We start from the raw sequence: 26,486 nt of genomic DNA, 5'->3' as shown, positions 1-26,486 counted from the left end.
CGGATCAGCGCGATTCGGCTTTGGAGCCAGCGCCGCCGAGGCGGCTGCGCAGCATGCCGATGATCATCGGCACCAGCGACAGCAGGATGATGCCGACGACCAGCAGCGACAGGTTCTTCTTGATGAACGGTACGTTGCCGAAGAAGTAGCCCAGGGTCACTAGGCCGCCGACCCACAGAATGGTGCCGAATACGCTGAAGCCGAAGAAACGCGGGTAAGGCATTTTGGCGACACCGGCGACGAACGGTGCAAACGTGCGGATGATCGGCAGGAAGCGCGCCAGGGTCACGGTCTTGCCGCCGTGCTTGTCGTAGAAATCATGGGTCTGTTGCAAATAGTCGCGACGGAAAATCTTCGAGTTCGGGTTGCTGAACAGCTTCTCGCCAGCCGTTCGTCCGATCACGTAATTGGTGCTGTCGCCGAGGATCGCCGCCAGCATCAACAGGCCCGCCAGCAGCACCGGGTCCATACCGCCGCCTGCAGCCACTGCGCCGGCGATGAATAGCAGCGAATCACCCGGCAGGAACGGTGTGACCACCAGGCCGGTTTCGCAAAAGATAACCAGAAACAGGATGGCGTAGATCCAGGTCCCATAGTTGTTCACCAGCATGTCGAGGTAGACGTCGAGATGCAGAATGATGTCGATCGGGTTGAAATCCATGTGGGCACCTGTGGTGATGGCCCGACTCGGCAGGCCTGTGCGGATGATTCGGTGTAAGCCTACAAGCGGGTGTAGTTTTTCTTACAAGCCGGAAAGCACAGGATTATACGATCTGATAGGTGAAAAGCGCGTTGGTTTTGTAGCGGGGCATTTCGAGGGGGGACCGAGGTGCAGGCCTTTGTGGCGAGGGGGTCGCACCTTCGCCACAAAGGCCTGCATCCGTACTGTTAGAAAAAATCAGAGTTCGTCGCTGATCGGCAAAATGTAGTTCTTGAACTCGGTGTCTTCCTTGAATCCGATGGATTCGTAGGTTTTCTGCGCCACTTCGTTGTCGCTGCTGGTGGACACGCGCATGCGCACGGCCTGGGTTTCCTTGGCCATGCGCTTGGCGGTGCGGATCAGGTTGTCGGCGACCAGCTGACGGCGGGCATCTTCGGCGACATAGATGTCGTTGAGGATCCACACGCGCTTGAGCGACAGCGAGGAAAAGCTCGGATAGAGCTGGCAGAAGCCCATGAGCTTCTTGTCGTCATCATCGGCCAGGGCCAGATAAATGACCGATTCCTTGCGCCGCAGACGCTTTTCGAGGAAGGCCCGGGACGAGTCCGGATAAGGCAGTGCGCCGTAGAACTCACGATATTTGACGAACAGCGGGGCCAGCAGGTCCAGGTGTTCGAGGGTCGCTTGAATAATCCGCATGATAGGTCTCGTCTTCAAGTGGCTGTCTTCAACTGCTCTGACGGCGATGGGAAACCCGGGCGGCCGTGCGTCGATCCTGCCTGAAAGCGGCGCAGTAAGGCAATGCGGAAACGGTTCAGGCCGGGGGCGGATCGAGTAGGAAATTACTCTTCATGTCTGCACCGGCTTCCGATTCCAGCGTCTGAACCTGCGCCTCGTCCTTCAGATTGACCCCCGACAGCTGCCGCCGACAGGCTTCGCGCATCAGATACAGCAGGCGATGGGCCGCCATGCCGTAGCTCAAGCCTTCAAGCCGCACATTGGAGATGCAATTGCGGTAGGCATCGGTGAGGCCGACCTTTGGATTGTAGGTGAAATATAAACCCAGGCTGTCCGGTGAGCTGAGGCCGGGGCGCTCTCCGATCAGCATCACGACCATTTTGGCGCCCAGCAACTGGCCGATTTCATCGCCAACCGCCACCCGACCTTGCTCTACCAGCACCACCGGTGCGATTGACCATTCGTCGGCGGTCATCTGTTCTTCCAGTCGGGAGATGAACGGCAAGGTATGGCGATGCACCGCCAGCGCCGAGAGGCCATCAGCCACGACAATGACCAGATCCACCCCGCCGGGATGTGTCAGCGCGTATTCGCGCAGGGCTTGCGCCGATTGATCGCTCAACTTGCGCCCCAGATCCGGGCGTTGCAGGTAACTGTTGCGATCCGTCGCCGCGCTGTGCAACAGCAGGCTGTCGCGTTGGCGTTCGGCCAGTTGGGCACTGAGCCCAGCGTGATCGAACGGTAGATGCACCGCATCCCGGGCCTGCGCGTGGGCGTACTGGAAATCCAGTTGTGCGCGGGTCGGCAGGCTGGTGCCGGTACGGCCGAGGGCGATCCGCGCCGGGGTCAGGCGACGCAGCTCAAGCCAGGGGTTCTGTGGATCGACGGGCGGTTTTTCCATCTGACTCATCCCAGTTGCGCCAACGCCTGGCGAAATGCCGGCGGCAGATTGTTGCCGAAGCGGACCTTGCCGTCCGCCTGGGTGAAGATGCCCATGTTCGCCAGCCACTGCTCGAATTCCGGCGCCGGTTTCAGGCCCAGGGTCTGGCGTGCATAGAGCGCGTCGTGGAACGAAGTGGTCTGGTAGTTGAGCATGATGTCGTCGGAGCCGGGGATGCCCATGATGAAGTTGATCCCCGCCACGCCCAGAAGGGTCAGCAGGGTGTCCATGTCATCCTGGTCGGCTTCGGCGTGATTGGTGTAGCAGATGTCGCAACCCATCGGCACGCCGAGCAGCTTGCCGCAGAAGTGGTCTTCGAGGCCGGCGCGGATGATCTGCTTGCCGTTGTAGAGGTATTCCGGGCCGATGAAGCCTACGACGGTGTTCACCAGAAACGGCTTGAAATGCCGCGCCACGGCGTAGGCCCGGGTCTCGCAGGTCTGCTGGTCGACGCCGTGGTGGGCGTTGGCCGACAGCGCGCTGCCCTGACCGGTTTCGAAATACATGAGGTTTTGTCCGAGCGTGCCGCGATTGAGGCTCAGGCCCGCTTCATAACCTTCCTGCAACACGTTCAGGTTGATGCCGAAACTGGCGTTGGCCGCTTCGGTGCCGGCAATCGACTGGAACACCAGATCCAGCGGCACACCACGGTTGATCGCCTCTATAGACGTGGTGACGTGAGTCAGCACACAGGCCTGGGTTGGAATGTCATAGCGCTGGATGATCGCATCGAGCATTTCCAGCATCGCGCAGATCGAGGCGATGCTGTCGGTGGCCGGGTTGATGCCGATCATGGCGTCACCGTTGCCGTACAGCAGACCGTCGAGAATGCTCGCCGCAATGCCGGACGGTTCGTCGGTCGGGTGATTGGGTTGCAGCCTTGTGGATAACCTTCCACGCAGGCCGAGGGTGCCGCGGAATTTCGTCACGACGCGGATCTTCTGCGCCACCAGCACCAGATCCTGCACACGCATGATCTTCGACACGGCAGCGACCATTTCTGGCGTCAGGCCCGGGGCGAGGGCGCGCAGGCTGGACTCGTCGGCCGCCTCGCTCAGCAACCAGTCGCGAAAGTCGCCAACCGTGAGATGGCTGACAACCGCAAAGGCCTGTTTGTCATGGCTGTCGATGATCAGTCGGGTGACTTCATCGGCTTCGTAGGGAATCAGCGCTTCCTGCAGAAAATGGCTCAGCGGGATGTCGGCCAGCGCCATTTGCGCGGCGACCCGCTCGCCATCGTTGAGCGCGGCGACGCCGGCCAGGAAGTCCCCGGAACGCGCCGGGCTGGCCTTGGCCATCACGTCCTTGAGGCTGTCGAAGCGGTAGGTCTGGGCGCCGACAGTATGGGCAAATGCGGCCATGGGGCGCGGTCCTCCTGAATGAATGCTTTTAGTGCAGGCACCGAGCCTCGGGCCCGGTGCCGGTGCAACTTCTAGATACCTTCGAGCATAGCGTCTGCCGGTGCTTCGGAGCGTTGCTTGGCGGTCAGCTGGAAATACAGGTAACCGGCAGCCATGAACCCGAGGAACACGCCACCGATCAGGGTGTTGAACCAGGCCATCGCCACCAGGCATACCAGCGCCAGAAACAGCGCGATCCCCGGCACGATCGGATAACCCGGCGCGCGGAAGGTGCGCTCAAGGTTCGGCTCGGTTTTACGCAGTTTGAATAGACTGAGCATGCTGATGATGTACATCACGATGGCGCCGAACACCGACATGGTGATCATCGCAGCGGTGAGGCTCATGCCTTGCAGATTGACCAGGCCGTCGCTGTAGATTGCGGCGATGCCGATCACGCCGCCGGCCAGAATCGCCCGGTGCGGGGTCTGGAAACGCGAGAGCTTGGCCAGGCTTTTCGGCAGATAACCGGCCCGGGCCAGGGCAAAGAACTGCCGCGAGTAACCGAGGATGATCCCGTGGAAACTCGCCACCAGCCCGAACAGACCGATCCACACCAGCATGTGCATCCACGTAGAGTTGTTGCCGACCACCGCTTTCATCGCCTGAGGCAGCGGGTCGTTGATGTTCGCCAGTTGTCGCCAGTCGCCGACACCGCCGGCCATCACCATCACGCCGATGGCCAGGAACACCAGGGTCAGGATGCCGCTGACATAAGCCTTGGGAATCGTGCGTTTCGGGTCCTTGGCTTCCTCGGCCGCCATGGCCGCGCCCTCGATGGCGAGGAAGAACCAGATCGCGAAGGGAATGGCGGCGAAGATCCCGGGAATCGAGCCGAGACTGAATTCACTGGAGCCCGACCAGCCATTGAGCACGAAGTTGCTGAAGCTGAAGCCAGGTGCAACCACGCCCATGAACACCAGCAGTTCGGCAACGGCGAGTACGGTGACCACCAGTTCGAAGGTCGCGGCGATGCTGACGCCGAGGATGTTCAGGGTCATGAACACGAAATACGCCCCGACCGCCGCGACTTTCGGATCAAGCTCCGGATATTGCACGTTGAGATAAGCGCCAATGGCCATGGCGATGGCCGGCGGGGCAAACACGAACTCGATCAGCGTGGCGATCCCGGCGATCAATCCGCCTTTCTCGCCAAAGGCCCGGCGACTGTAGGCAAACGGCCCACCCGCATGGGGAATCGCGGTGGTCAGTTCGGTGAAACTGAAGATGAAGCAGGTGTACATGGTCGCGACCATCAGGGCCGTGACCAGGAAACCCAGGGTTCCTGCAGTGCCCCAGCCGTAACTCCAGCCAAAGTATTCGCCGGAAATCACCAGGCCGACGGCAATGCCCCACAGATGCAGGGTGCCGAGTGTGGGTTTGAGCTGTGTGGTGGAAGTCATAAGTCCTCTCTGTCTTTTTTATTGTTCGATCTGTTGGACTTTCGGGTGCAGCGGTTGAGTGAGTGGGTGCTGTTCACGCAGCGGCGGTGTTCAGGCAAATCCTGAATGACGGGTACGCAAGGCCCGTGCCAGAGCGGCCAGGCCAGGGTTTGTCATCGGGATGAAAGGGGCGACGCCGATCGTTCGGCGCCGCCCGGTTTTTTAGAAGAAGCCCAGCGGGTTGATGTCGTAGCTCACCAGCAGGTTTTTGGTCTGCTGGTAGTGGTCGAGCATCATCTTGTGGGTTTCACGGCCGACGCCGGACTTCTTGTACCCGCCGAACGCGGCGTGCGCCGGGTAAAGGTGGTAGCAGTTGGTCCACACACGACCGGCCTTGATGGCGCGGCCCATGCGATAGGCGCGGTTGATGTCGCGGGTCCAGAGACCGGCGCCGAGGCCGAACTCGGTGTCGTTGGCAATCGCCAGGGCTTCGGCTTCGTCCTTGAAGGTGGTGATGCTCACCACCGGGCCGAAGATTTCTTCCTGGAACACACGCATCTTGTTGGTGCCCTTGAGCAGGGTCGGCTGGATGTAATAACCGGAGGCCAGGTTGCCTTCGAGTTTTTCCACCTTGCCGCCGGTCAGCAGTTCGGCACCTTCGCCCTTGGCAATTTCCAGGTACGAAAGGATCTTGTCGAATTGCTGCTCGGACGCCTGGGCACCGACCATGGTGTCGGTGTCGAGCGGGTCGCCGCGTTTGATCTGACTGACTTTCTTCATCACCGCCTGCATGAATTCGTCGTAGATCGATTCCTGAACCAGTGCGCGGGACGGGCAGGTGCAGACTTCGCCCTGGTTGAAGAACGCCAACACCAGGCCTTCAGCTGCTTTCTCGATGAAGCTTGGCTCGGCCTGCATGATGTCTTCGAAGAAGATGTTCGGCGACTTGCCGCCCAGCTCCACGGTGGACGGAATGATGTTCTCGGCGGCGCATTTCATGATGTGTGAGCCGACCGGGGTCGAGCCGGTGAAGGCGATCTTGGCGATGCGCTTGCTGGTGGCCAGGGCTTCGCCGGCTTCTTTGCCGAACCCTTGCACCACGTTGAGTACGCCCGGTGGCAGCAGGTCGCCGATCAGCTCCAGCAGCACGCTGATGCCCAGCGGGGTTTGTTCGGCAGGTTTGAGCACCACGCAGTTGCCGGCGGCCAGGGCCGGGGCGAGTTTCCACGCGGCCATCAGGATCGGGAAGTTCCACGGGATGATCTGGCCGACCACGCCCAGCGGTTCATGGATGTGATAAGCGACGGTGTTGCCGTCGATTTCGGCAGCGCTGCCTTCCTGGGCGCGCAGGCACCCGGCGAAATAGCGGAAGTGGTCGGCGGCCAGCGGGATGTCGGCGTTGAGGGTTTCGCGGATGGCTTTGCCGTTGTCCCAGGTTTCGGTGATCGCCAGGGTTTCGAGGTTCTGTTCGATGCGGTCGGCGATCTTCAGCAGGATCAGCGAGCGGGCCTGGGCCGAGGTCGAGCCCCAGGCATCGGCAGCGGCGTGGGCGGCGTCCAGGGCCTTTTCGATGTCTTCGGCAGTGGAACGCGGAAATTCGGCAATCGGCTGGCCATTCACTGGCGAGGTGTTGGTGAAGTACTGACCTTTGACAGGCGCGACGAACTCGCCGCCGATGTAGTTACCGTACTTGCTCTTGAACGAGACTTTGGCGCCTTCAGTACCGGGGTGAGCGTAACGCATGATGATGTTCTCCTTGGCTTTGTACTTATTAGAGAAACGCGCATGTGCGCTTGCTTTAAGCGTAGAGCAAAGGTCGGGCCACTGCCGTGCAGGGCAGGCAAATCAAGGCCTTGCGTGATTTCTGTCGGACAAATGGCAAGCGTCTGTGACGGTATCGGTACAGCTCGGGTGACAGTTTGTACCGCTTCTGGCACAACCCGTGACCGGGCGGTCTTGCCAGCATTGCAAAGACCGGTTGGCTGGAGGATGCTGGGCACCACTTCACGCATGGGCCGATGAGCCTCGGGGAGAATAATAAGAAATGCACGACAACCATTTGAGTCGCCATGCCCAGCAGGTTCTCACCGTCACCCAGGGCAAGCCGCACCTGCATGGCCCAGGTGCCGACCCGTCGATCGCCCGCTCGTGGCTGCGTTGTCTTGAGGACTATCACCTCGACCCGGCCCTGACCATGGCACCGACCGTGCTCGAACACGGTCGCGTTCTCGAAAGCCGAGAGCGGCTGCAACAGGTGTTGCAGATCGCCGGCAATGAAATGAGCAGCCTGCATCAACAACTCTCCGGCGCCGGCCACGCGGTGCTGCTCACCGACGCGCGCGGGGTGATCCTCAACTGCGTAACCGCCCCTTCCGAGCGCAAGATCTTCGAACGCGCCGGACTGTGGTTGGGTTCCGACTGGAGCGAAGCCTGCGAAGGCACCAACGGCATTGGCACCTGCCTGGTGGAACGGCAGGCCCTGACCATCCATCAGGACGAACATTTCCGTGGTCGCCACACCGGGCTGACCTGCTCGGCGAGCCCGGTGTTCGACCCTCACGGCGAACTGCTGGCTGTACTCGACGTCTCTTCGGCGCGGCCGGACGTCTCGCGCCAGAGCCAGTTCCACACCATGGCGCTGGTCAATCTGTCGGCGAAGATGATCGAGAGCTGCTATTTCCTGCGCTGTTTCGATAATCAATGGCTGCTGCGTTTCCATCTCCAGGCCGAATCCGTCGGGCTGTTCAGCGAAGGGCTGCTGGCGTTTGACGGGGAAGGGCGGATCAGTGCGGTCAATCAGAGCGCATTGAACCTGCTCGGACACATTCGTGGCGGCCTGCTCGGCAAACCGGTGGAGGCGTTTTTCGATTGTTCGCTGGATGAGCTGCTCGGGCGCGCCAGTGCCCATGCCAGCGCGAGCTGGCCGCTGCGTACCCGTGATGGGCGCCATCTGTTTGCGGTATTGCGCGGAGAAGCGCGCAAGCCGGCTCCCGTCCTGCCGAAACCGGCAGTTCCCGAGGCGCCGCGCCTGGCCGGCATTTGCCTGGGCGATGCCGGGCTGCAAGCGGATTTTCGCAAGGCCCTGCGAGTATTCGAGCGCGACGTGCCGCTGCTGATCAATGGTGAAACCGGCTCCGGCAAGGAAGCGTTCGCCAAGGCTGTGCATCAGGCCAGTCAACGCGCGAGCAAGGCTTTCGTCGCCCTCAACTGCGCGGCAATTCCCGAAAGCCTGATCGAGAGCGAGCTGTTCGGCTATCGCGGCGGCAGCTTCACCGGGGCGCGCAAGGACGGCATGCGCGGCAAATTGCAGCAGGCCGATGGCGGCACGCTGTTCCTCGATGAAATCGGCGACATGCCGCTGGCCTTGCAGACCCGTCTGCTGCGAGTACTGGAAGACCGGCAAGTGGTGCCGATCGGTGGCGAGCCGGAAGCGGTCAACGTGCGGATCATCAGCGCCACCCACCGCAATTTATTGGAGCGAGTGACGGACGGCAGTTTCCGTGAGGATCTGTACTACCGGCTCAACGGACTGGAAGTCGCGCTGCCGGCATTGCGCGAGCGCAGTGACAAATCCCAATTGCTGGATTTCCTTCTGGCCGAAGAGGCGGGTGGAGAAACGATTCTGATCGAGGAGCCGGCGCGCCGGGCCTTGCTCGGGTTCAACTGGCCGGGCAATGTGCGGCAGATGCGCAATGTGCTGCGCACGCTGGCGGCGTTGTGCGATGAGGAGCGAATCGGGCTGGATGACCTACCTGCGATGTTCCGGCAGGTGCAGCCGCTGCTGGTCAAAGCCGATGAAGCGTCGTCCGCACAGCCGCTGGAGGATGCCGAACGGCTGGCATTGCTCAATGCGCTGGAACACACGCGCTGGCACATGACCCATACGGCCGAGCAGCTTGGCGTCAGTCGCAATACCCTTTATAGAAAGCTGCGCAAACACGGGATCGCCCGCAGCGCCTGACCCCTGAAAACGAGGATGCGGTTTTCCCCTGCCTGGGCTACCCTGCGGCCATGTTTTACGAGGTCGACTATGCACATTCATATTCTGGGTATCTGCGGAACTTTCATGGGCTCGATGGCGGTTCTGGCCAAAGAGCTGGGCCATCACGTGACCGGCTCCGATGCCAACGTCTATCCGCCGATGAGCACCCAGCTCGAAGCCCAAGGCATTCAGCTGACCCAGGGTTACGACCCGGCGCAGCTTGATCCGGCACCGGATCTGGTGGTGATCGGTAACGCCATGTCCCGCGGCAATCCGGCAGTGGAATATGTGCTGAACAAAGGCCTGCCCTACGTGTCCGGCCCGCAGTGGTTGGCGGATCACGTGTTGCAAGGTCGCTGGGTGCTGGCGGTTGCCGGTACGCACGGCAAGACCACCACCAGCAGTATGCTCGCCTGGGTGCTGGAACATGCCGGCATGAGCCCGGGCTTCCTGATCGGCGGCGTACCGCAGAACTTCTCGGTGTCGGCGCGTCTGGGCGGCACGCCGTTCTTCGTGATCGAGGCTGACGAGTACGACAGCGCGTTCTTCGACAAGCGTTCGAAGTTCGTCCACTACCGTCCGCGCACCGCGATCCTCAACAACCTTGAGTTCGATCACGCGGACATCTTCCCTGATCTGCCGGCCATCGAGCGGCAGTTCCACCACCTGGTGCGCACAATTCCGAGCGAAGGTCTGGTGATCCATCCGACCACCGAACCGGCCTTGCAGCGCGTGATCGAGATGGGCTGCTGGACCCCGGTGCAGACCACCGGGGCTGGCGGTCAATGGCAGGTCAAGTTGCTGAAAGATGACGGCTCGGCGTTCGAAGTGATGTTCGAAGGCGTGTCCCAGGGCGTGGTCGAGTGGGAACTGACCGGTCAGCACAACGTTGCCAATGCCTTGGCCACCCTTGCCGCAGCACGTCACGTCGGTGTCGTGCCGTCCATGGGCATCGCCGGGTTGAGCGCATTCAAGAGCGTCAAACGCCGGATGGAAAAAGTCGCGGAAGTGCGCGGCATCACCATCTATGACGACTTCGCCCACCACCCGACCGCGATTGCCACCACCCTCGACGGCCTGCGTAAACGCATCGGCGATGCGCCGCTGATCGCGATCATTGAACCGCGCTCCAACTCGATGAAGCTCGGCGCCCACCGTGACGGTCTGCCGGACAGCGTGGTCGATGCCGATCAGGTCATCTGGTACGCCCCGGCCAACCTCGGTTGGGACCTGGCGGGCACTGCTGCGCTGTGCACCGTGCCGTCGATCGTCAGCGATTCGCTGGAAGGCATCATCGAACGCGTGAAGAGCCAGGCCCAGCCCGGCACCCACGTGGTGATCATGAGCAACGGCGGCTTCGGCGGCCTGCACGGCAAACTCGCCGAGGCGCTGAAATGAACACTCGCTTTCAGGACGGCGGCCCGGAACGCATCACGCTGGCGATGACCGGCGCGTCCGGCGCCCAGTACGGTTTGCGTCTGCTGGATTGTCTGGTGCGCGAGGATCGCGAGGTGCACTTCCTGATCTCCAAGGCCGCGCAACTGGTGATGGCCACCGAGACGGATGTGTCGCTGCCGGCCAAACCGCAGTTGATGCAGGCATTCCTCACCGAATACACCGGCGCCGCCGCCGGGCAGATCCGCGTGTATGGCAAGGAAGACTGGATGTCGCCGGTGGCCTCGGGCTCCGGGGCGCCGGCGGCGATGGTGGTGGTGCCGTGCTCGACGGGCACCTTGTCGGCCATTGCCACCGGCGCCTGCAATAACCTGATCGAACGGGCGGCGGACGTGACGTTGAAGGAACGTCGCCAGTTGATTCTGGTGCCGCGCGAAGCGCCGTATTCGAGCATTCACCTGGAGCACATGCTCAAGCTGTCGAACATGGGCGTGACCATCCTGCCTGCCTCGCCGGGCTTCTATCACCAGCCGCAGACCATTGATGACCTGATCGATTTCGTGGTGGCGCGGATTCTCAATCTGCTGGGCATTCCCCAGGACATGCTGCCGCGCTGGGGCGAGCACCATCTGAGCAGCGATGAATAAGCTGCTGGCGATTCTGCTGATAGTGCAACTGACCGGCTGCGCCACCGCGCGCACGCTGGATGCCGCCAAACCCGGCGCGCCGGTGGTGTACGCCGGCACCCGGCTGGATCTGTATGCAATGAATGGCGGGTGCTGTGCGATGGACCGATTCGGCGCCGAGGCGCCGAGCTATCCCGGCGTGGATCTGCCGGCCAGTGCGTTGCTCGATACCCTGTTGTTGCCGCTGTCCGTGCTGACGGTGCTGGGCGTCGGGTTTCAGGCGACCGGAGGGATATGAAAAACACCGGCTCGATCAGGCAAGGTCGAGCCGGTAACCGTTCTCAGGAGAGACTGATCAGTTCGGGCGGGAAGCTGATATCGGTGGAGAAAAGGTCTTTTCCCTGCGGTAACTCGAGAACACGCTTGCCGGCTTTCGCTACTTCATCGATCAGGGCGTCATATTCGTCCCGGTTCAGGTCTCCCGCCCTTGTGCGGCCTTCGATTGCATTGTCATGACTCTGGCTTGAGCCGGTGGCGCGGTCGCGCGCCTGTATGTGTATGTCGTCCACGGTGGCCGCGCGAGTCATGCTCGAGTTGACCAGCCAGATGCGCCTTGAAGTGAAACCGATCGCAGACATCGAAACGTGGCCCTCGAGCTTCATGCTCGGGAACAGCCTGCTGTCGTCTGCCGGTCTCGGGGTGATCCGCGTTGTGTTGTAGGCGCGGTTGTCCTGCCCGGAAACGACCTCGACGCCACGGGTATCAAGCAGATAGCAGAACATGATGCGCTGGGAACGGGGCCGGGAGGCGGCGTCAGTCGTCTGTTTCGATTCGTGGGTGGTCTGTGGCGCGTTCGGATGGCCGCCGGGAGAGGCAGGCAATCCGCTGGCTTCATTGGCGAAACCCATGGCCGTTCTGAGGCTGAACAACGCGCTGACAGCCGTTCCGCTGGTAGAGCCCTCGGCCGCTATGGGCCTTGGTTGCATGGAACCGGGCCGGGCAAATTCGAAGGGCGTCCGGTCGTCGACTTTGAACACGGCGGGAATGTCGTCCCGATACAGGAAGTTGTGTTTGTTGCGTTTGAAGCCGCAACGTTGCAACAACTCCCGGAAAAAAGGTGCGGTCAGGCTGGCCTTCAGCAGACTTGTGCCCCCTCCCTGATTTCTCAATCGGATGATTTCGGCTTTGATTTCCGGCAGGTACGGATCGAACTGTTCGAAACGGGTCACGACCAGCGTACGAGCCTGATGGGTCTTGACCCAGGTCGGTACTTCATCATTGATCAGGTTGTTGAACTGCCCGGTGGGTGAGATTTCGTTGCTCAGTCGCGCCAGTTGTTCAGTGGACAGATTGTAGGGCCGGAACCGGGCAATGACCTGATCCCGGGGCTTGAGCGGAGAATCCGGATTGGTCCACAGCCGCAGATAGTCGATCAGTTGTTCGCGCCGGGAAGGGGAGTCCCGTTGCCTGACCCAGGCCGGCGGTTTCAGGTGCAGCGCGACGTCCTGACGAAAGCGCAGGATATCTGCCCCTTCGATCCGGTAAAGATTCCAGATATCGATGTCTCGCCAGTAAGGTCGAAATGCCCGTTGTTCGACCGAATACTTGATTGGTCTGACGATGGTCAGCCCGGTCCCCTCGGGAAACGCCACCTGGGTGAGTGGGCCATGACTGTCATCCAGGCCAGGCTTGCGCTGCATCTCGATGTAACCATGAGCGTTCGATTTGTCGGGATCCCAGGTGTAGTAGCGCTGATCGCCGTAGGTGGGTGTGCTGTCGGTGGTTGCGAGGAAATCGGGTGTCAGGTGACGCGACAGCGGGGTGTCGGGTGTCGACAGGTTCGATAACGGTGTTTGCGGGGCCGGTGTACTGCGATGCAGGGTGACTGATTCAAGGTGGTTCACCCACTGGGCGGGTGAGCGTTTCTGATGATCCAGGACGCGGTTGAACATGTCGCGGTCCATGTCCGGACCCAGCCACCGGCGCAGCTCCTCAAACAGGTAGGTGTTCTCCATTCGTTCGGTGCGAACTCTGGCCCACTGCGGTTTTCTCCCGTTGCGGTGGGCTTCGGCGCGAAAACGGGTGATATCGGCACCCTGCAGGCCATAGAGGTCCCAGATGTCGCGGTCAGTCCAGGCAGGCAGCAGCTCGGCGGGTTGATCGATGGGATGCGTGGGGGGCTCGACACTGACAAACGATCCGTTGTCGTCCCTGAACGCATGAATCGACTGGGGCCCGACGGTGTCGTCCAGGCGCATTTTCCGGTGCATGACCACGTAGCCATGATGGTGGGTGGTGGTGCTGTCCCAGACGTAGTGCCGGGTGTCGATGTAAACCGCTGTCGTGTCTGATTGTGCAAGGGACGCAAGTGCCTGTGGCGGAGTGCTCTGCGGAATGACTGCTGGTCGATGTACCGCAGACTCGATCAGAACTCCGCTGTCGGCGGGCTCACCGATTCGCCAGGTATTGCTTTGAGGATCGAAATGCAGGGCCGGGCCGGACGGGTGCATTTCCTGTGGCAGCTTGGCCCGATAGGTTCCGGCGCCTTCGTCCCAGTCCACCATGACGGTGCTGGTCGTGGTGTATTGCACCTCGGCATAAATGCGCCCCCGGTGAACACGCAAACCTTCGGCATTGACGGCAGGCAAAAGCGTTCGCGCCTGGGCCGGCAGCTCGTAGTGACGAATGTTTTCGGTCGGACGCGGGTGGCCGGATGACGTTCTCTCCAGGATTGCGGGAATCAGATCCTGGATCTGTATCCGGGGCAACGTTTCGCCTGAAGGCAGTTGCGTCGAGTGGTGTGGCTCGGGCAGGCGGGTGTCCGGCCCTGCGGGCCGAGTCAGCCCTGGAAGCTCAAGTCGTGGAGTCGACAGGGGTATTGATGCATCGGGTGGGTTGCCGGGTGTGCCGGTATTTTTCGGTATGGGGTTTTTGGGGGCCATCAAGGCGTCCTTTCATTGATTGCCTGCCGTCGGAAGTTGCCATCCGTTGACGAAATGGCAGATGCAGGCGTGCTGGAGGGCACGTTATCCATGAAGGGGGAGGGAGGTGTGGTAGATAGTTAGGGCGCAGTTGTTGAATCGATCCGGCTCGTTTCAGGTAGTGGGCAGTTCAACACAAGATCCTCAGAAGTCATCGGGAAATGACGTTCCGGGGCCGTGTTGAACCACTTGATGGGGGAACTCACTTGCCGAGTTTTCTCAACTCGTCCGACTCGACGATGCGCACTCCGTCCTGTTCCTCCAATGCCAGGCGCCACATGGCGCGGGCCAGCTGGCAGGCTTCGATGCCACGGTACTTGCCGGGAATCAATTTTGAAAACGGTGCGGCAAGCTGTTCGCCCAGGCGTGGCTCGCTGCGGTCACCCAGCAGCAGCGAAGGCCGGCAAATGGTGAGCTGCGGCCAGTCCTGCGCGCGCAATGCGTGTTCCATCTCGCCTTTGACCCGGTTGTAGAAAATCGAGGAGCGGCGGTCGGCTCCCAGGGCACTGATCACGATCAGGTGCCGCGCACCCATTTCCCGGGCGCGCTTGGCGAACGCCACCACCATGTCCAGATCCACGGCGCGAAACGCCTCTTCGGAGCCGGCCTGCTTGATGGTGGTGCCGAGGCAGCAGTAGGCGATATCGACACGGCCGGCCAGTTGCGGCAGGAAGGTCTGTGGATCGCCGACCGGGTTTTCCAGATGTGGATGTTCGGCCAGTGGCCGGCGTGAAGGGGCCAGGACACGGGTGATCGTCGGCTCGTTGAGCAAACGGTCGAGCAGGTGCTCACCGGTCAGCCCGGTGGCGCCGGCGAGCAAGACATGCTGAGGCGTCAAGTACATAGTGTCTCTCCCTTGATACTGTTCAGCTTAGTTGCTGTTTGTCGCTCCGTCGTTCAACGCAGCACTTTGCAACGCTTTTCTCGCTTGTTGTTTGCGCAGCAGTTGCCAATGTGCGAGCACGGTTTTCGGTGCCCAGATCTGCGGTTCCGAGGCTTCGAAATTGTCCGCCAGCTCGCGCTCGGCAACGGTGGCTTTGGCCAGTTTGAAGGCTTGTTCCAGATCGTCGGTCTGGTTCAGCGCCTGGGCAAACAGGGCGTCGCCGAAATAGGTGAAGTTGGCCTCTTCGGAGCAGCCGAACGATACGCGGTCGGCACGGGAGGCGGTCATGATCAGTGTGCGCTCGTCCTTCAACGCCGGAATGAAACCACCCGAATAGCATGAGGAGATGACAATGATCTTGTCGCGGTTCTTCAGCGGCGCGAGTACGGCGGCCAGTTCGTCGGCGGGCAGGTCGGCCAGTTCCATACGTGGCTGATCGAGCACCAGTTCGTGTTCGGCGGTGCCGTGGCTGGTCAGATAGATGAACACCAGGTCTTCCGGGCCAGTGCGTTCGGCCAGGGTCAGGGCTGCGCGGCGCAGGTTTTCGCGAGTGGCCATAGGCCGGTCGCCGAGGTGGTCACGGTGATTGACCAGGCGAATCTGGCCATAGGCACCGAAACGGCTGGCGAGCATGTTGGCCACATAATCGGATTCGCGCAGGAACACGCTTTGCTTGCCGTCGCCGCCGAGGGTCAGGGTGTACAGCTCCACCGCCGGAGTCGAGGCCGGCACATTGGCCAGCGCTTCGTCGAGCAGACGGCCCTGAGCCAGCAGGCCGAGTTCGAGGGTATCAGGCAGCAATTTACCGTCGGCATCGCGCACGCGCTGGCCGTTGATCCAGGTGCCGCTGAGCACGCTGCCGTCGGTCAGCACCAGGGTGCCGCGTCCCGAGTAGCTGTCGCTGTCGAAGCCGCCGATGTAGAAACTGCCATCAGACAGATTCAGACGACCCTGGCCACTGAAGCGCCAGTCGTTGAAGTAGCCGATGTAATGGCTGCCGTCGGCGCCGATCAGTTCGCCTTTGCCGGTCAGTGCGCCTTCCTTGAACTGGCCGAGCCAGACGTCGCCGTCGGCATTTTCGTAGCGGCCCTTGCCGTGCAGTTGATTGTTCTTGAAGCCGCCGACATAGATGTCGCCGTCGGCGCTGTTGAAGGTGCCGTTGCCTTCGAGCTGGCCATTGATGAAATGGCCGCTGAACTGATTGCCGCTGGCGTCGCCGCGCTGGCCTTCACCGTTGGGTTTGCCGTGGGCGAACTGGCCCTGATAGGAACTGCCGTCGTCCAGTTCCAGACGGCCGAGACCGGAATACTGATCGTCCTTGAATTCGCCGCGATAGGTCATCGCGTTTTCCTTGAGGGTGCCTTCGCCCTCGCGCCGGCCCAGCTTGAAGCCGCCGGTGTAGCTGCCGCCGTGGGTGGTCAGCGTGCCCTGGCCGTCGAACAGGCCTTGCTGGAAGTTGCCGCGATAGACCTCGCCGTTGCTGCCGTGCCATTCGCCCTGACCGTGCCACTGGCCCTTGTCGAAGGTGCCCGCGTACCAGCTGCCGTTGGGGTAGTCGACCCGGCCCTGGCCTTGCAGCAGGCCGTTGACCAGTTCGCCGCGATAGCGTCCGCCATCGGGCAGGCGTGCGTCCGGGGGCAACAGCGATTCGCCGTCGCCGCAAGCGGTGAGCATCAGGGTCAGGGCAAGCGGTGCAAGAGCAGCAAGTTGGCGCATAGCGGGATCCGGGCAATTAGGCGACCGAGTATGCCGTAGCTATGTGACCTTATACAGCCGGCAGAGAGGAGTGGATGCGAAACCGCGTGAGCCGTTTCGCATCCCGGCACTCAGACGAAGCAGAGTGACAGCGGTTCGGCGATGTAGGCCGGTTTGTCCGAGCCTTCGATCTCCAGGGTGGCGGTGGCCTTGAGCAGCCACTGGCCGGGTTTCTTCTCGGTCACTTCACCGAGGTCGACCTTGAGCCGGACCTTGGAATTGACCTTGACCGGCTGGATGAAACGCACGCTGTCCAGGCCGTAGTTGACCACCATCTTCACGCCTTGCGGCAGGATCAGGATGTCTTCCATCAGTTTGGGGATCAGCGACAACGACAGGAAACCGTGTGCAATGGTGCTGCCAAATGGCGTTTGCGCGGCTTTGACCGGGTCGACATGGATGAACTGATAATCCCCGGTGGCTTCGGCGAACAGGTTGATGCGCTCCTGATCGATGGTGAGCCATTCGGAACGTCCGAGTTCCTTGCCGACATAATCTTTGAGCTCTGCAACTGGAACATAGGGCATTGAGACTCTCCTTGGGTTCATCGGTTTTATAGTTTTTCAGGTGGGGGATTTGACCGCCCTGCGAACCACTGTAGATCATCATGGCGATTTGCTCAGGTCAACCGACCATGCTTTTGGCGAATGCCGATCCATAGCGCAGGCGTGCTTATAATGCCGACGACTTGCGGGTTGGAAAGTAAGACGGAGATGACGGATGTTGCTACGCGGCCTGACGTGGCTGGTGCTGTTTCAATTGCTCGGCACGGCCCTCAATCATTTGCTGTTGCCGGTGCTGCCGGGGCCGATCATCGGCCTTTTGCTGTTGCTGGTATTCCTGATCGTGCGCGGTGAAGTCGGCGAGCCGCTGAACCTTGCCGCCGGTAGCCTGTTGCGTTATCTGCCATTGCTGCTGGTGCCGCCGGCGGTGGGCGTGATGGTCTATGCCACGGCGATTGCCGCGGATTTCTGGGCCATCGTCGGTGCGCTGGTGGTCTCGCTGATTCTGTCCATGGCCTTCGCCGGCGTGCTGATGCAACGGCTGGTCAAGCGTCACGCGCCGCATTCGGAGGAATCCTGATGCTGTTCGACTGGCACGGCGCCTGGGCGTCGGTGATTCACCATCCGCTGTTCGGCATCGGCATCACCCTGGGCGCCTATCAACTGGTGCTGGCGGCCTTTGAGAAAACCCGCTGGATCTTCCTGCAACCGGTGCTGGTTTCCATGCTGCTGGTGATCGGTGTGCTGGTCGGTTGCGGCCTGACTTACGTCGAGTACCGCAAGAGCACCGAGATTCTCAGCATTCTGCTGGGCCCGGCGACCGTCGCACTGGCGGTGCCGCTGTATCTGAACCTGCGGCGCATCCGCCAATTGTTCTGGCCGATTTTTACTACGCTGGTGATAGGCGGGGTGGTTGCCACGGGCATGGGCGTGGCGCTGGGCTGGTGGTTCGGTGCCGATCACATGATCCTGATGACCATGGCACCGAAGTCGGTGACATCACCGATCGCCATGCTGGTGGCCGAGCAGATCGGCGGCGTCGCGGCGCTGGCGGCGGTGTTCGTGTTGATTACCGGCGTGATCGGCGCGATCTTCGGTCCGGCGTTGTTGACCCGTCTCGGCGTGCACAGCCCTGAGGCGCGCGGCATGGCGCTGGGCATGACCGCGCATGCGGTCGGTACGTCGGTGGCGTTGCAGGAAAGTGACGAGTGCGGCGCCTTCGCGGCACTGGCGATGAGTCTGATGGGCGTGGCCACGGCGGTGTTCCTGCCGTTGGCGGTGTCGATGGTGGTGTAAGGAAATGTCTATGAGTCTGCCGCTTTTTCCGCTGAACACGGTGCTGTTTCCCGGCTGCAATCTGGATTTGCAGATCTTCGAGGCACGCTACCTGGACATGATCGGTCGCTGCATGAAACAGGGCGGCGGCTTTGGCGTGGTGTGCATCCTCGAAGGCCATGAAGTTGGCGCAGCCCCCGAAGGTTTCGCCATGGTCGGTTGCGAAGCGCGGATCACTGATTTCCAGCAGCAGGACAACGGATTGCTGGGCATCCGGGTGCAGGGTGGGCGCCGGTTCATCGTGCAGCGAACCGAAGTGCAGCGTGATCAACTGATCGTCGCCGACGTCGAGTGGCTGGACGAAGAACCTGAACAGCCACTGCAGGATGAAGACGCCGACCTGGTGGCCTTGCTCAAGGCCCTCGCCGAGCACCCGATGGTCGAGGCGCTGAACATGGGCATCGAGGCGGCAGGGCAGCAGTCGCTGGCCAATCAACTGGCGTACCTGTTGCCGTTCGCCGAAGAGGACAAGATCGACCTGCTGCAACTCGACGATCCACAGCAGCGACTGGATGCGATCCAGGCGCTGCTCGACGAGTTGCAGGGCGAACTGTTCGCCTGAAGCGGCTTATTCGGGCCAGACGATATCGTTGGCGAACCAATCCTGGCCCGGGTCCAGTGTCAGGATCGGCTTGCCTGCCAGGGCCGCCTTGTCGATCAGGGCGTCATACTCATGCCGGTTGAACGCGCCACTGTGGGTGCGCTCTTCGATGGCGTCGCTGAACCGAGCCAGTTCGCCAATATCATCGACCTTCGCTGCCCGCGCGAACGTTGAGTCAAGCAGCCACAAACGCTGCGATTCGATACCTCGCTTCGAAGTCGATATCAGCGCTTCGAGTTCGTCATCGGGAAACCAGGCACCCTTCTCGGTGGCCGCCTCATTGAGGAACAGGTTCTCCTCCCTGAGGACCACTTCCAGCTTTCGCGTGTCGATGACGTAGGCAAATATGAACTGCTGATTGTGGCGGATCGTTTCGTAGTTGCGCTCGGCGTCCAGTTCCACGTCGGATACATCGGACCAGTCGTTGTCCGATTCGCCCGACTCGACATCCGGCTCGCCGGGCTTTCTGCCGGGGTATTTGTTTTTCTGGTTGTTGTAGCGCAGGTATTCCGGGTCGGGGGACTCGGTGCCGCGGCCGGCGTATCCCCTGACCAGTTTGAGGCTGACCGTGGCGCTGACGGGTTTCTCCGTTGTCGCGCCACGGGGATGCTTCAGGCGCGGCAGCATCCGGCCGTCGTTATAGAGTTCGAAAGGCGTACGCTCGTCAGCCCTGAAAAGGCCGGGGATGTCCGTGCGGTACAGACAGCCACTGCTGTTGCGTAAATAGCCCAGCTTCGAAAGGAACGCCTCGAGGAATTCTGCGCTGACACTTCTTTCGAAATCGCCCAGGCTGTGCTCCAGTCGCTTGCCGTTTCTCAATGGCAGAAGCAGCGGTTCGATTTCCTGATGGAGTGCATCGAAACGGGTCGGATCGTTCACATCCCGCGACCGGCTCCTGTGGCTGTCCGCCCACGGTGGAATCATCAACGGATTGACGATCAGGTCGTCGCGCAATCGTATGTGCTGACGAGGTGAAAGGTTGAAGGCGCGCAGCAGCACGACGCGTTCACCGTGAGTCAGCTGCGGATACAGCCGCTTGAAGTGCACGTCCAGCAGTTCGGCCGTGGCGGCTTTCCACTGAGCCGCCAGCGGTTCGGTAGCGGACAGCTTGTCCGGCACTGTCGTTTTGCTGTCCGTGTCTGTCGGATGCGGTCGTTTCAGCGATCTGGACAGGCTCCACGTTGCCTCTGCGCCGATTCTGTAGAGCGCCGGACCGGGCGCAAGCTTTCCATACAGATCCATCGCCCGGTAGGTGCCCAGGTTTTCATCGAACTCCACATACACCGTGCCGACATCTTTCACATCGACGAACTTGCGCCCGACGACGTAGCGCAGGCCTTCGTCGTTGGCCGGTTGCATATTGCGCAACAGCCCGGGGCTCAGCAGGTAGGTATGCAGGCTCTTCGATATTTCCGGAGTAGCGTCCGGCAAGTCCGATATCCGGAATCGCGGCAGTTCAGGTGTGCCTGCCGGTGACGGCATATGTAGTCGGTATTGATCGCGCGGTGCTGGCGGATCGGGCAGCGTTTGAACCGACGGACGCAAACGGGGCGGTTGAACGGTAGGGATGGCGGGCGTGTTTGCTCTGGGGGGTGTGGCTGGCGCAGGTGGTTTGGGGCGCATGTTGTCACTCCTTGACGATGATCAGGTGTTCGGCGGGTATCGAGCGGGGCGGGGCACTTTCCGAGCTCCATGCTCGAGTGTCGGTGTTGTAGGAGATGCTGCCGGTAGCTCCGTCGCGCAGACGAATGTTGCGAACCGGCACGTTGCGGGTTTCGAGTTCATCGCGTTGTTCATGCGCATGGATATCCTGGATGATCGCCTGAATCGACGGATAGGCACGGGCGTCGACGGCGCAGAGGCCGATCACTTCGAACAGGGCGTTGATCCGGTAACGGTTTCCCGAGGAGACCACCACCTCCACGGTTTCCAGTGGCAGCGTCGGGTCGTTGCTGTCCGGCAGATGAATCTGAATGCTGCCGATCGTGAGCAGATTGTCCCTGATGGCGAGGTCCGGCACGGTGATCTGTTCCAGCAGGTGTTGTGTGTGAATGTGCCACGTGGATGAACCCGAGATGCTTGCGTCGGCTTGGGCGGTGGACAGCCGGATGGAGGTATGACTGGCGGGAATCAGTTCGTAGGTCGAGGATCGCCCTTCCAGCCAGTAGGTCGCCTGGTGTTCGACGGACTGGAAATTGACCCGCTGCGGTGTTGTCTTCAGGGTTCTCTTTTCGATGGATGGCCGGACAAAAATGTACCGGCCAGCGCGCTCGCGCAGCGAGCCACGGCTCTGGATAACGGTGTAGCCGCTGCTGTTGGCATCCTGAAGATAGTCGCTGCGAGGGAAACCTAGGTCGTAGGACACGCCGTCTCGCATGACCAGAGTCATCGGATGATTCATCAGCCAGCCGGAGGCCATGAGGCCGGCCCCCATATCGCTTTTCCTGCCTGGATGCTCTCTCACCGCGCCGTGCAGCGAGAGCGATCCGCCTGCCTGAGCGAATGTGATGGTGAAGTGAACATTCGAGTAGCCAAGAAACGTGAACGCACCGGAGCGGTTTTTTGTAATCGTACAGATAGCCCGGACTTCGTCGACTTCCGTACTGTCATGATCGACATAAAGCGTGCTCCGGGCGCGCTGCTCGTTCTGCTCTGCCACCAGGATCGTGTGGCGGACATGGCGTGAAACGAAGTAGTACGAGTGGGCCTTGTCCGACAGTCTGTAAGGGCGATCGTTGACCGGCACCGGCGGGCTTTTCGCGACGCCGGCAGTCAGCACTCCGACACTCAGGCGCTGATCGTCGAGCTCGGTGATTTTGGCGGGCCATACCGGTTGCAAGTGGTAACCGTCCTGGGTAATGAACGTCCATTTGTCATTACGCAGTGAGCGTTTGCCGTCGACCTCGAGGTATACCGCTTCAAGAACCAGTTCCCGTCCTGGTGAGTGCTGATCGTCGTCACGCAACGATTCAATGACCAGCGTTTCGTCACGAACAGTCCAGCTCTGGATGGCCTCCAGCGAAACGCCCAGATAGACCTTGCTGGGCTCCTGGCCGTCCTCGGTGATGGAAACCCTGAGGCTCATGGGATCGAGATGGTAGGTATCGCTGCCGCGGCCGCCTTCGACGATCACATGCGGGCCACGCACGGAAACCTGGTCGTCCCCGGCACCGGCGTCGACGCGGTCATTGCCATTGGCGGCAATGATGTCGGCCTGGTCGGAACCGGTCACGCGATTGATCGCGCCGGCCAGTGTCTCGACCTTTTCGATGGACTTGAGTGTCGAGTGCAACACCGGTTCGCGCGCCGGATCGGCCGGGCGCAATGCGAGCTTGCCGTTTTTCAGGTCGATGTCATAGCCCAGGTGACGTGCAGGGGCGGGGAGGTGATCCAGGTGCCTGTGCATGCCTTGCAGCCATAACAGATCGATACCGTCTCCTCCCGACAACTCACTGGTCTTGAGCGGGTCACGGGAAAGTGCTTCGGATGCCGACTGGAACAGAAAGGAGTCATTCCGGTCGCCACCGCTCAGGGTTTTCTGGCCAGAGCCGTAGCTGAAGTAGTTGGGCTTTTCCTTTACCCCCTGCACCGTGTCATGGCCACCGCCCAGGTTCCAGAAGACGCCTTTGGCAGGGTCGCTTTTGGTGATGGAGAGAACGGCGTCCGAGTCGGGCAGCCCCTCGCGCGCATCGCAGGTGTCATCCGCATCATTGATGACGGGCAGATTTTCGGTGGTGTAGGGAGTTTCTCCCTTTGCTTCATCCCATTGGTAGCGGTAGATGCGGGTCGGTTGAAGCTTGACCTCGAATCTGCCGTTGACGATCACATCGACGCTCTCCCTGAATTCATTGTCGAGCCAGCCGAGGCTGCGGGTCTTCAAGGCCCGGGCGTAGTCGACGGTGGTCTTGGCAATCAGGTAGCGGTCCATCAGCGCCTTGTCCTGATCCTGCCCGGTGAACGCAAACCAGCCGGCACGCCAGCGTTCGTTCACGGTCAGCTCGATGTAATCGTCAATGTCGTCGACAAACCGTGCGGCGCCATAGATCCGGGCCCCGACAATCATGATCGCGGCCGCCGCAATGCCCACCGGCCCGGCCGCCTGGAAGCCCATCAAGGCCGCGCACCCCAGCGCCAGAGACAGTGCGCCACTGAACACGCTCAGGCCGCCGGTGACATACAGATCCTGCGCCTCCTTGCCCTGGGCACTGGCGGCATCGTTGAAGGATTTGATGGCGGTATAGATATCGAAGGGCAACGTCAGCACGCTGGCGATCAACCCGGCTCCGCGACACAGCCACTTGCCCATGGAGGTCTTGCCGAATTGTTCGAAGGTCATGGAGCCCTGGCGGATCATCTGCTCGCCGGTCTTGCTCAGGGCGTATTCGACCCCCAGTGAAGTGATCTCCGAGAGACCCCCGCCAACGTTGATCAGCGCTTCAGCCGTGTCACCTTTCTTCAGCGCGTCGATGGCGCCGATGTAAGCGCTGTAAAGTCCGTACGCCTGCATTCCGACGCCCATGCTGGTCATCCCGCGGCTTTTGGTTTTATCGACCCAGTCCGGCAAGTGTTCGGGCAACGGGTCTCGGCGAATGTCCAGGCGTTGGGTGGCGTTCAGCAGGTGGTTGATCTTGTTCATGGCCTCCGCGAATTCACCGGTGGGCATCTCACGCATGAGTGGCGCGGCATCGGGAGAACGCTGGGTGACGATTTCGTATAGCAGGGGCGGGATCTGAGCGTTTTCCGGTGAGGGAACGGACCTCATGCGCTGTTCGATCTGGGCCGTATCGAATTCCAGTGCATCGAGGAATGCCTGGTCAGGTTCGGAAAAGTAGGTGTTGGTCGCCGAGAGGGTTTCGCCATCGATTCGGCCGCCCAGAGCCTGGAGCGTCTGGCGGCTGACACTGAATTCTCCGATGCGCAGAGGGCCGAACAGGGTGTCGAGATCCGCAAGCCCGGGTTTTTGGCCCGAAGTCTGAAGGGGCGATTCCGGGGGGATGTTCAGGTCGGATATTTTGATCGGAGCTGACGGTCGGTCAGTCCGTGAAACAGGGTTCAGTTGATTGATCAAAGTCATGGTTCTTTTCACAAGTCCGTTTGTGGTGCGGCTGCCGGAATGTGGCATGGGGCACGGACTTGTTCATGAGCATTTGCTTTGCCAAATGTTTGATGACGCTCATCGACATCGAGGGCGCCGATGAGCGTTGAGCGCGGGCTCAGTAGGCATATCGCAACAAGGTGTGTGGCAAATGCCGCAGTACAAAGAAACCGAACAGGGCGACCAGCGCCGGCAGCACCAGCCACCAGACTTTCTGCGGCATCGCTTCAAGAGGGGACTGTCGCTGAATCAGCCACAGGCTCGCTGCGCAGACACAGGCGGCGAGCATGGCGCCAGCCAGGACATCCGTCGGCCAGTGTGCCCCCAGGTAGACCCGCGACAGCGCGATCGCCAGCGCCGGAATACAGCCGATCAACAGCCAGGTCAGGCGCAGTCTTGGCGGTTGCCCGCGTCCGGCCAGCACGGCGAGGGTCAGGAACAGCGCGAACGATCCGGACGCATGACCGCTGGGCATGCTGTAACTGGTGATCGGGTCGGTCAGCACTTCCGGGCGTACCCGGGCGAAAAACAGTTTGGTTCCGGTGTTGGCCAGCGCGGTGACGAGCAGGGTACTTCCGGCGAAGATCGCCTGACGCCACTGGCGGCACAGCAGCAACAGGCCGGTCAGCAAAATGCTGAACACCAGCATGTTGCGGAATTCGCCGATCAGGGTGAAGACCACCGCAACTTCGTCTAACACCGCACTGCGGTGTTCCTGCACGAGGGTCATGACGCCCTGATCGAGCGCGGTCAGATACGGATAACCGATGAACAGCGCGATCAGGATCAGCAGGCTCATGCTGCTGATCCAGATCGTCGCCCGGCGATGGCGGCGCAGGCTGCTGTTGGCACTCAGGCCGACCATCACCGCAATGCTGGCGGCGACGATCCCGGCCTGCAGCCAGAAACCTTCCGGCAATGGCAAACGAATCGCCGCCCCGGTGGCCCAGCCCGGCAGCAGATAGGCGATGCTCCAGCCTGCTGCGGCCAGCAGACTGACGGCAACGAAGCGCGGGAAGGGCATGTCGCACATCCCGGCGACCATTGGCAGCATCGGTCTTAGCGGACCGATGAAGCGCCCGACCAGCAGGCTGGCGATGCCGTAGCGCTGGAAATAGGTTTCTGCCCCGTTCATCCATTCCGGGTGATGACGCAGTCCCGGCAGGCGGCGGATGTTCTGATGGAAGTGGCGGCCGAGGAAATACGAAACCAGGTCGCCGAGAATCCCGCCGAGAAAGCCCAGCAACAGGGTCTCGCTCAGTGAAAGCGCACCGCTGCCGGCAAGTGCCGCCACGGCGAACAGCAACACCGTACCGGGAACGATGATCCCGGCAATCGCCAGGCACTCGACAAAGGCCACGACGAACACCGCAGCAGCCAGCCACTGCGGGTTGGCGGCCAGCCACCCGGTCACGCTATCGAGCCATGGGCCCATACAACACACTCCATTTCATTGATGTCCCTGGTCGGCGTAGCGCAGAGGGGAAGTTCACAGCAGAAAGTAATCGCGTCCTTCGACCTGGCCCCGGCGCAGCGGGTTCCGGGTGCACCACTGGGCGTAGGCCGCATCGACAAATCGATACATCAAGTGCTCGTCGCGCCCATGGGGGATGCCCAGGCGGGTGGTCTGGATGATGTGGCCTGGCGCGGGGCCAGTGTCTTCCACCAGCAGGATTTCGTGGTCGAAGCGCTTTGCATCCCACACCGGCACTTTCAACCCCAGGGCTTTGCACAGCAGGGTCTGCCCGGCGCAAAGCTTTTGCGACGGCCGCGGCCGGCCCTGAGCATCGGGATTGTTCAGCAGCATCTGCGCCAGACTCGCCGGGCCGCTGATCTCGTCGACCCACGGATAGGCCGATTTGATCAGCACCGCATTGCCAGGACCCTGCGCACTGAAGTTCAGCGAATCGCCGCCACGGGCGTAGTACATATAGATGTGGCCGCCATCCAGAAACAAAGCCTTACGCTTTTCCGTGTAGCCGAGGGAGGCGTGGCTGCCTTTTTCTTCGCAGTAATACGCTTCGGTTTCGATGATCCGGGCGCTGAGCCACAGGTCGCCGACCCGGTGACGGATGACTTTGCCCAGCAGATCCCGGGCAAGCGTCTGAGCGTCACGGTCGAAAAAAACGTCCGGAAGGCCCAGCGGCAGGCGCTCGGCACGGGCGCGAACGGTCAGGTTGGACATGGCAAACGGTGTTTATCCAGGCGA

General features: G+C 61.3%; 21 protein-coding genes. 7 read left to right on the top strand and 14 right to left on the bottom strand.

Annotated features, from left to right (window positions below; translation table 11 throughout):
- Positions 1-4 precede the first annotated feature (4 nt).
- The 6 genes from CAG02_RS27690 to CAG02_RS27665 form a co-directional block, all read right to left on the bottom strand.
- Positions 5-661, bottom strand: a complete 657-nt coding sequence (locus CAG02_RS27690; protein ID WP_085712304.1) for a DedA family protein — start codon at positions 659-661, stop codon at positions 5-7.
- A 237-nt stretch (positions 662-898) separates the two neighbouring features.
- The gene (locus CAG02_RS27685; RefSeq protein WP_085712303.1) at positions 899-1,360 is read right to left on the bottom strand and encodes an N-acetyltransferase; all 462 of its coding nucleotides are present in this window, start codon (positions 1,358-1,360) and stop codon (positions 899-901) included.
- A 115-nt stretch (positions 1,361-1,475) separates the two neighbouring features.
- Entirely contained in the window at positions 1,476-2,309 is an 834-nt protein-coding gene (gene eutC / locus CAG02_RS27680) for an ethanolamine ammonia-lyase subunit EutC (protein WP_371856519.1), read from the bottom strand.
- On the bottom strand, positions 2,306-3,700 hold the full coding sequence (locus CAG02_RS27675) for an ethanolamine ammonia-lyase subunit EutB (protein ID WP_085712301.1): 1,395 nt from the start codon (positions 3,698-3,700) through the stop codon (positions 2,306-2,308). Before CAG02_RS27675 ends, eutC begins: the two co-directional genes overlap by 4 nt.
- A gap of 71 nt (positions 3,701-3,771) precedes the next feature.
- Complete coding sequence (gene eat, locus CAG02_RS27670) at positions 3,772-5,142, bottom strand: ethanolamine permease (RefSeq protein WP_085712300.1); 1,371 nt, start codon at positions 5,140-5,142, stop codon at positions 3,772-3,774.
- Positions 5,143-5,343: 201 nt separating this feature from the next.
- Positions 5,344-6,864 (bottom strand): aldehyde dehydrogenase family protein, encoded by a 1,521-nt coding sequence (locus CAG02_RS27665; RefSeq protein WP_085712299.1) that lies wholly within the window; start codon positions 6,862-6,864, stop codon positions 5,344-5,346.
- 301 nt (positions 6,865-7,165) lie between these two features.
- On the opposite strand from CAG02_RS27665, the gene CAG02_RS27660 reads away from it, so the two are divergent.
- From CAG02_RS27660 to CAG02_RS27645, 4 genes are all read left to right on the top strand, one after another.
- Complete coding sequence (locus tag CAG02_RS27660; protein WP_085712298.1) at positions 7,166-9,082, top strand: sigma-54-dependent Fis family transcriptional regulator; 1,917 nt, start codon at positions 7,166-7,168, stop codon at positions 9,080-9,082.
- Between the two features lie 69 nt (positions 9,083-9,151).
- A complete protein-coding gene (mpl, locus tag CAG02_RS27655) occupies positions 9,152-10,501 on the top strand; it encodes a UDP-N-acetylmuramate:L-alanyl-gamma-D-glutamyl-meso-diaminopimelate ligase (RefSeq protein WP_007958628.1) in 1,350 nt (449 codons plus the stop codon).
- The gene (gene ubiX / locus CAG02_RS27650; protein WP_085712297.1) at positions 10,498-11,145 is read left to right on the top strand and encodes a flavin prenyltransferase UbiX; all 648 of its coding nucleotides are present in this window, start codon (positions 10,498-10,500) and stop codon (positions 11,143-11,145) included. The genes mpl and ubiX overlap by 4 nt, the downstream gene beginning before the upstream one ends.
- Positions 11,138-11,422: a YceK/YidQ family lipoprotein gene (locus CAG02_RS27645; RefSeq protein ID WP_085712296.1), complete on the top strand. Its 285-nt coding sequence runs from the start codon at positions 11,138-11,140 to the stop codon at positions 11,420-11,422. The genes ubiX and CAG02_RS27645 overlap by 8 nt, the downstream gene beginning before the upstream one ends.
- Before the next feature lie 43 nt (positions 11,423-11,465).
- On the opposite strand, the gene CAG02_RS27640 is transcribed toward CAG02_RS27645, so the two are convergent.
- The 4 genes from CAG02_RS27640 to CAG02_RS27625 form a co-directional block, all read right to left on the bottom strand.
- Positions 11,466-14,066 (bottom strand): hypothetical protein, encoded by a 2,601-nt coding sequence (locus CAG02_RS27640; protein ID WP_139831904.1) that lies wholly within the window; start codon positions 14,064-14,066, stop codon positions 11,466-11,468.
- A 241-nt stretch (positions 14,067-14,307) separates the two neighbouring features.
- Complete coding sequence (locus tag CAG02_RS27635; RefSeq protein WP_085712294.1) at positions 14,308-14,949, bottom strand: oxidoreductase; 642 nt, start codon at positions 14,947-14,949, stop codon at positions 14,308-14,310.
- Between the two features lie 27 nt (positions 14,950-14,976).
- Positions 14,977-16,704, bottom strand: coding sequence for a C13 family peptidase (locus tag CAG02_RS27630; protein ID WP_085712293.1), 1,728 nt, complete (start codon positions 16,702-16,704; stop codon positions 14,977-14,979).
- 110 nt (positions 16,705-16,814) lie between these two features.
- Positions 16,815-17,270 carry a MaoC family dehydratase gene (locus CAG02_RS27625; protein WP_007909575.1) on the bottom strand — a complete coding sequence of 152 codons (456 nt, stop codon included), beginning with the start codon at positions 17,268-17,270 and terminating at the stop codon, positions 16,815-16,817.
- A 193-nt stretch (positions 17,271-17,463) separates the two neighbouring features.
- Between CAG02_RS27625 and CAG02_RS27620 the strand changes: the two genes are divergently transcribed.
- From CAG02_RS27620 to CAG02_RS27610, 3 genes are read left to right on the top strand one after another with little or no spacing between them, the layout of a single operon-like run.
- Positions 17,464-17,826 carry a CidA/LrgA family protein gene (locus CAG02_RS27620; RefSeq protein ID WP_085697620.1) on the top strand — a complete coding sequence of 121 codons (363 nt, stop codon included), beginning with the start codon at positions 17,464-17,466 and terminating at the stop codon, positions 17,824-17,826.
- Positions 17,826-18,542, top strand: coding sequence for an LrgB family protein (locus tag CAG02_RS27615; RefSeq protein WP_085712292.1), 717 nt, complete (start codon positions 17,826-17,828; stop codon positions 18,540-18,542). Before CAG02_RS27620 ends, CAG02_RS27615 begins: the two co-directional genes overlap by 1 nt.
- Before the next feature lie 10 nt (positions 18,543-18,552).
- Positions 18,553-19,143 carry an LON peptidase substrate-binding domain-containing protein gene (locus tag CAG02_RS27610; protein ID WP_085712291.1) on the top strand — a complete coding sequence of 197 codons (591 nt, stop codon included), beginning with the start codon at positions 18,553-18,555 and terminating at the stop codon, positions 19,141-19,143.
- A 6-nt stretch (positions 19,144-19,149) separates the two neighbouring features.
- On the opposite strand, the gene CAG02_RS27605 is transcribed toward CAG02_RS27610, so the two are convergent.
- The 4 genes from CAG02_RS27605 to CAG02_RS27590 all read right to left on the bottom strand — a co-directional run bounded on the left by CAG02_RS27605 (position 19,150) and on the right by CAG02_RS27590 (position 26,462).
- Entirely contained in the window at positions 19,150-20,805 is a 1,656-nt protein-coding gene (locus CAG02_RS27605; protein ID WP_085712290.1) for a hypothetical protein, read from the bottom strand.
- A 4-nt stretch (positions 20,806-20,809) separates the two neighbouring features.
- Complete coding sequence (locus tag CAG02_RS27600) at positions 20,810-24,256, bottom strand: hypothetical protein (protein ID WP_085712289.1); 3,447 nt, start codon at positions 24,254-24,256, stop codon at positions 20,810-20,812.
- Between the two features lie 139 nt (positions 24,257-24,395).
- The gene (locus CAG02_RS27595; protein ID WP_085712288.1) at positions 24,396-25,712 is read right to left on the bottom strand and encodes a bifunctional DedA family/phosphatase PAP2 family protein; all 1,317 of its coding nucleotides are present in this window, start codon (positions 25,710-25,712) and stop codon (positions 24,396-24,398) included.
- A gap of 54 nt (positions 25,713-25,766) precedes the next feature.
- Positions 25,767-26,462: a DNA-3-methyladenine glycosylase gene (locus CAG02_RS27590; protein ID WP_085712287.1), complete on the bottom strand. Its 696-nt coding sequence runs from the start codon at positions 26,460-26,462 to the stop codon at positions 25,767-25,769.
- Positions 26,463-26,486: the final 24 nt, after the last annotated feature.

The organism is Pseudomonas sp. R43(2017) (assembly GCF_002112345.1).
GTDB classification, from domain to species: domain Bacteria; phylum Pseudomonadota; class Gammaproteobacteria; order Pseudomonadales; family Pseudomonadaceae; genus Aquipseudomonas; species Aquipseudomonas kribbensis.
This window is presented reverse-complemented; position numbering and strand designations above follow the sequence as displayed.

Excerpts from the sequence above, each read along its gene's own strand:
- CAG02_RS27640 (WP_139831904.1), bottom strand. The coding sequence starts at position 14,066 with ATGGCCCCCAAAAACCCCATACCGAAAAATACCGGCACACCCGGCAAC.
- CAG02_RS27595 (WP_085712288.1), bottom strand. The coding sequence starts at position 25,712 with ATGGGCCCATGGCTCGATAGCGTGACCGGGTGGCTGGCCGCCAACCCG.
- eat (WP_085712300.1), bottom strand. The coding sequence starts at position 5,142 with ATGACTTCCACCACACAGCTCAAACCCACACTCGGCACCCTGCATCTG.
- CAG02_RS27610 (WP_085712291.1), top strand. The coding sequence starts at position 18,553 with ATGAGTCTGCCGCTTTTTCCGCTGAACACGGTGCTGTTTCCCGGCTGC.
- CAG02_RS27660 (WP_085712298.1), top strand. The coding sequence starts at position 7,166 with ATGCACGACAACCATTTGAGTCGCCATGCCCAGCAGGTTCTCACCGTC.
- ubiX (WP_085712297.1), top strand. The coding sequence starts at position 10,498 with ATGAACACTCGCTTTCAGGACGGCGGCCCGGAACGCATCACGCTGGCG.
- CAG02_RS27605 (WP_085712290.1), bottom strand. The coding sequence starts at position 20,805 with ATGCGCCCCAAACCACCTGCGCCAGCCACACCCCCCAGAGCAAACACG.
- CAG02_RS27590 (WP_085712287.1), bottom strand. The coding sequence starts at position 26,462 with ATGTCCAACCTGACCGTTCGCGCCCGTGCCGAGCGCCTGCCGCTGGGC.
- CAG02_RS27630 (WP_085712293.1), bottom strand. The coding sequence starts at position 16,704 with ATGCGCCAACTTGCTGCTCTTGCACCGCTTGCCCTGACCCTGATGCTC.
- CAG02_RS27665 (WP_085712299.1), bottom strand. The coding sequence starts at position 6,864 with ATGCGTTACGCTCACCCCGGTACTGAAGGCGCCAAAGTCTCGTTCAAG.
- CAG02_RS27625 (WP_007909575.1), bottom strand. The coding sequence starts at position 17,270 with ATGCCCTATGTTCCAGTTGCAGAGCTCAAAGATTATGTCGGCAAGGAA.
- CAG02_RS27675 (WP_085712301.1), bottom strand. The coding sequence starts at position 3,700 with ATGGCCGCATTTGCCCATACTGTCGGCGCCCAGACCTACCGCTTCGAC.
- CAG02_RS27645 (WP_085712296.1), top strand. The coding sequence starts at position 11,138 with ATGAATAAGCTGCTGGCGATTCTGCTGATAGTGCAACTGACCGGCTGC.
- mpl (WP_007958628.1), top strand. The coding sequence starts at position 9,152 with ATGCACATTCATATTCTGGGTATCTGCGGAACTTTCATGGGCTCGATG.
- eutC (WP_371856519.1), bottom strand. The coding sequence starts at position 2,309 with ATGAGTCAGATGGAAAAACCGCCCGTCGATCCACAGAACCCCTGGCTT.
- CAG02_RS27615 (WP_085712292.1), top strand. The coding sequence starts at position 17,826 with ATGCTGTTCGACTGGCACGGCGCCTGGGCGTCGGTGATTCACCATCCG.
- CAG02_RS27600 (WP_085712289.1), bottom strand. The coding sequence starts at position 24,256 with ATGACTTTGATCAATCAACTGAACCCTGTTTCACGGACTGACCGACCG.
- CAG02_RS27690 (WP_085712304.1), bottom strand. The coding sequence starts at position 661 with ATGGATTTCAACCCGATCGACATCATTCTGCATCTCGACGTCTACCTC.
- CAG02_RS27685 (WP_085712303.1), bottom strand. The coding sequence starts at position 1,360 with ATGCGGATTATTCAAGCGACCCTCGAACACCTGGACCTGCTGGCCCCG.
- CAG02_RS27635 (WP_085712294.1), bottom strand. The coding sequence starts at position 14,949 with ATGTACTTGACGCCTCAGCATGTCTTGCTCGCCGGCGCCACCGGGCTG.
- CAG02_RS27620 (WP_085697620.1), top strand. The coding sequence starts at position 17,464 with ATGTTGCTACGCGGCCTGACGTGGCTGGTGCTGTTTCAATTGCTCGGC.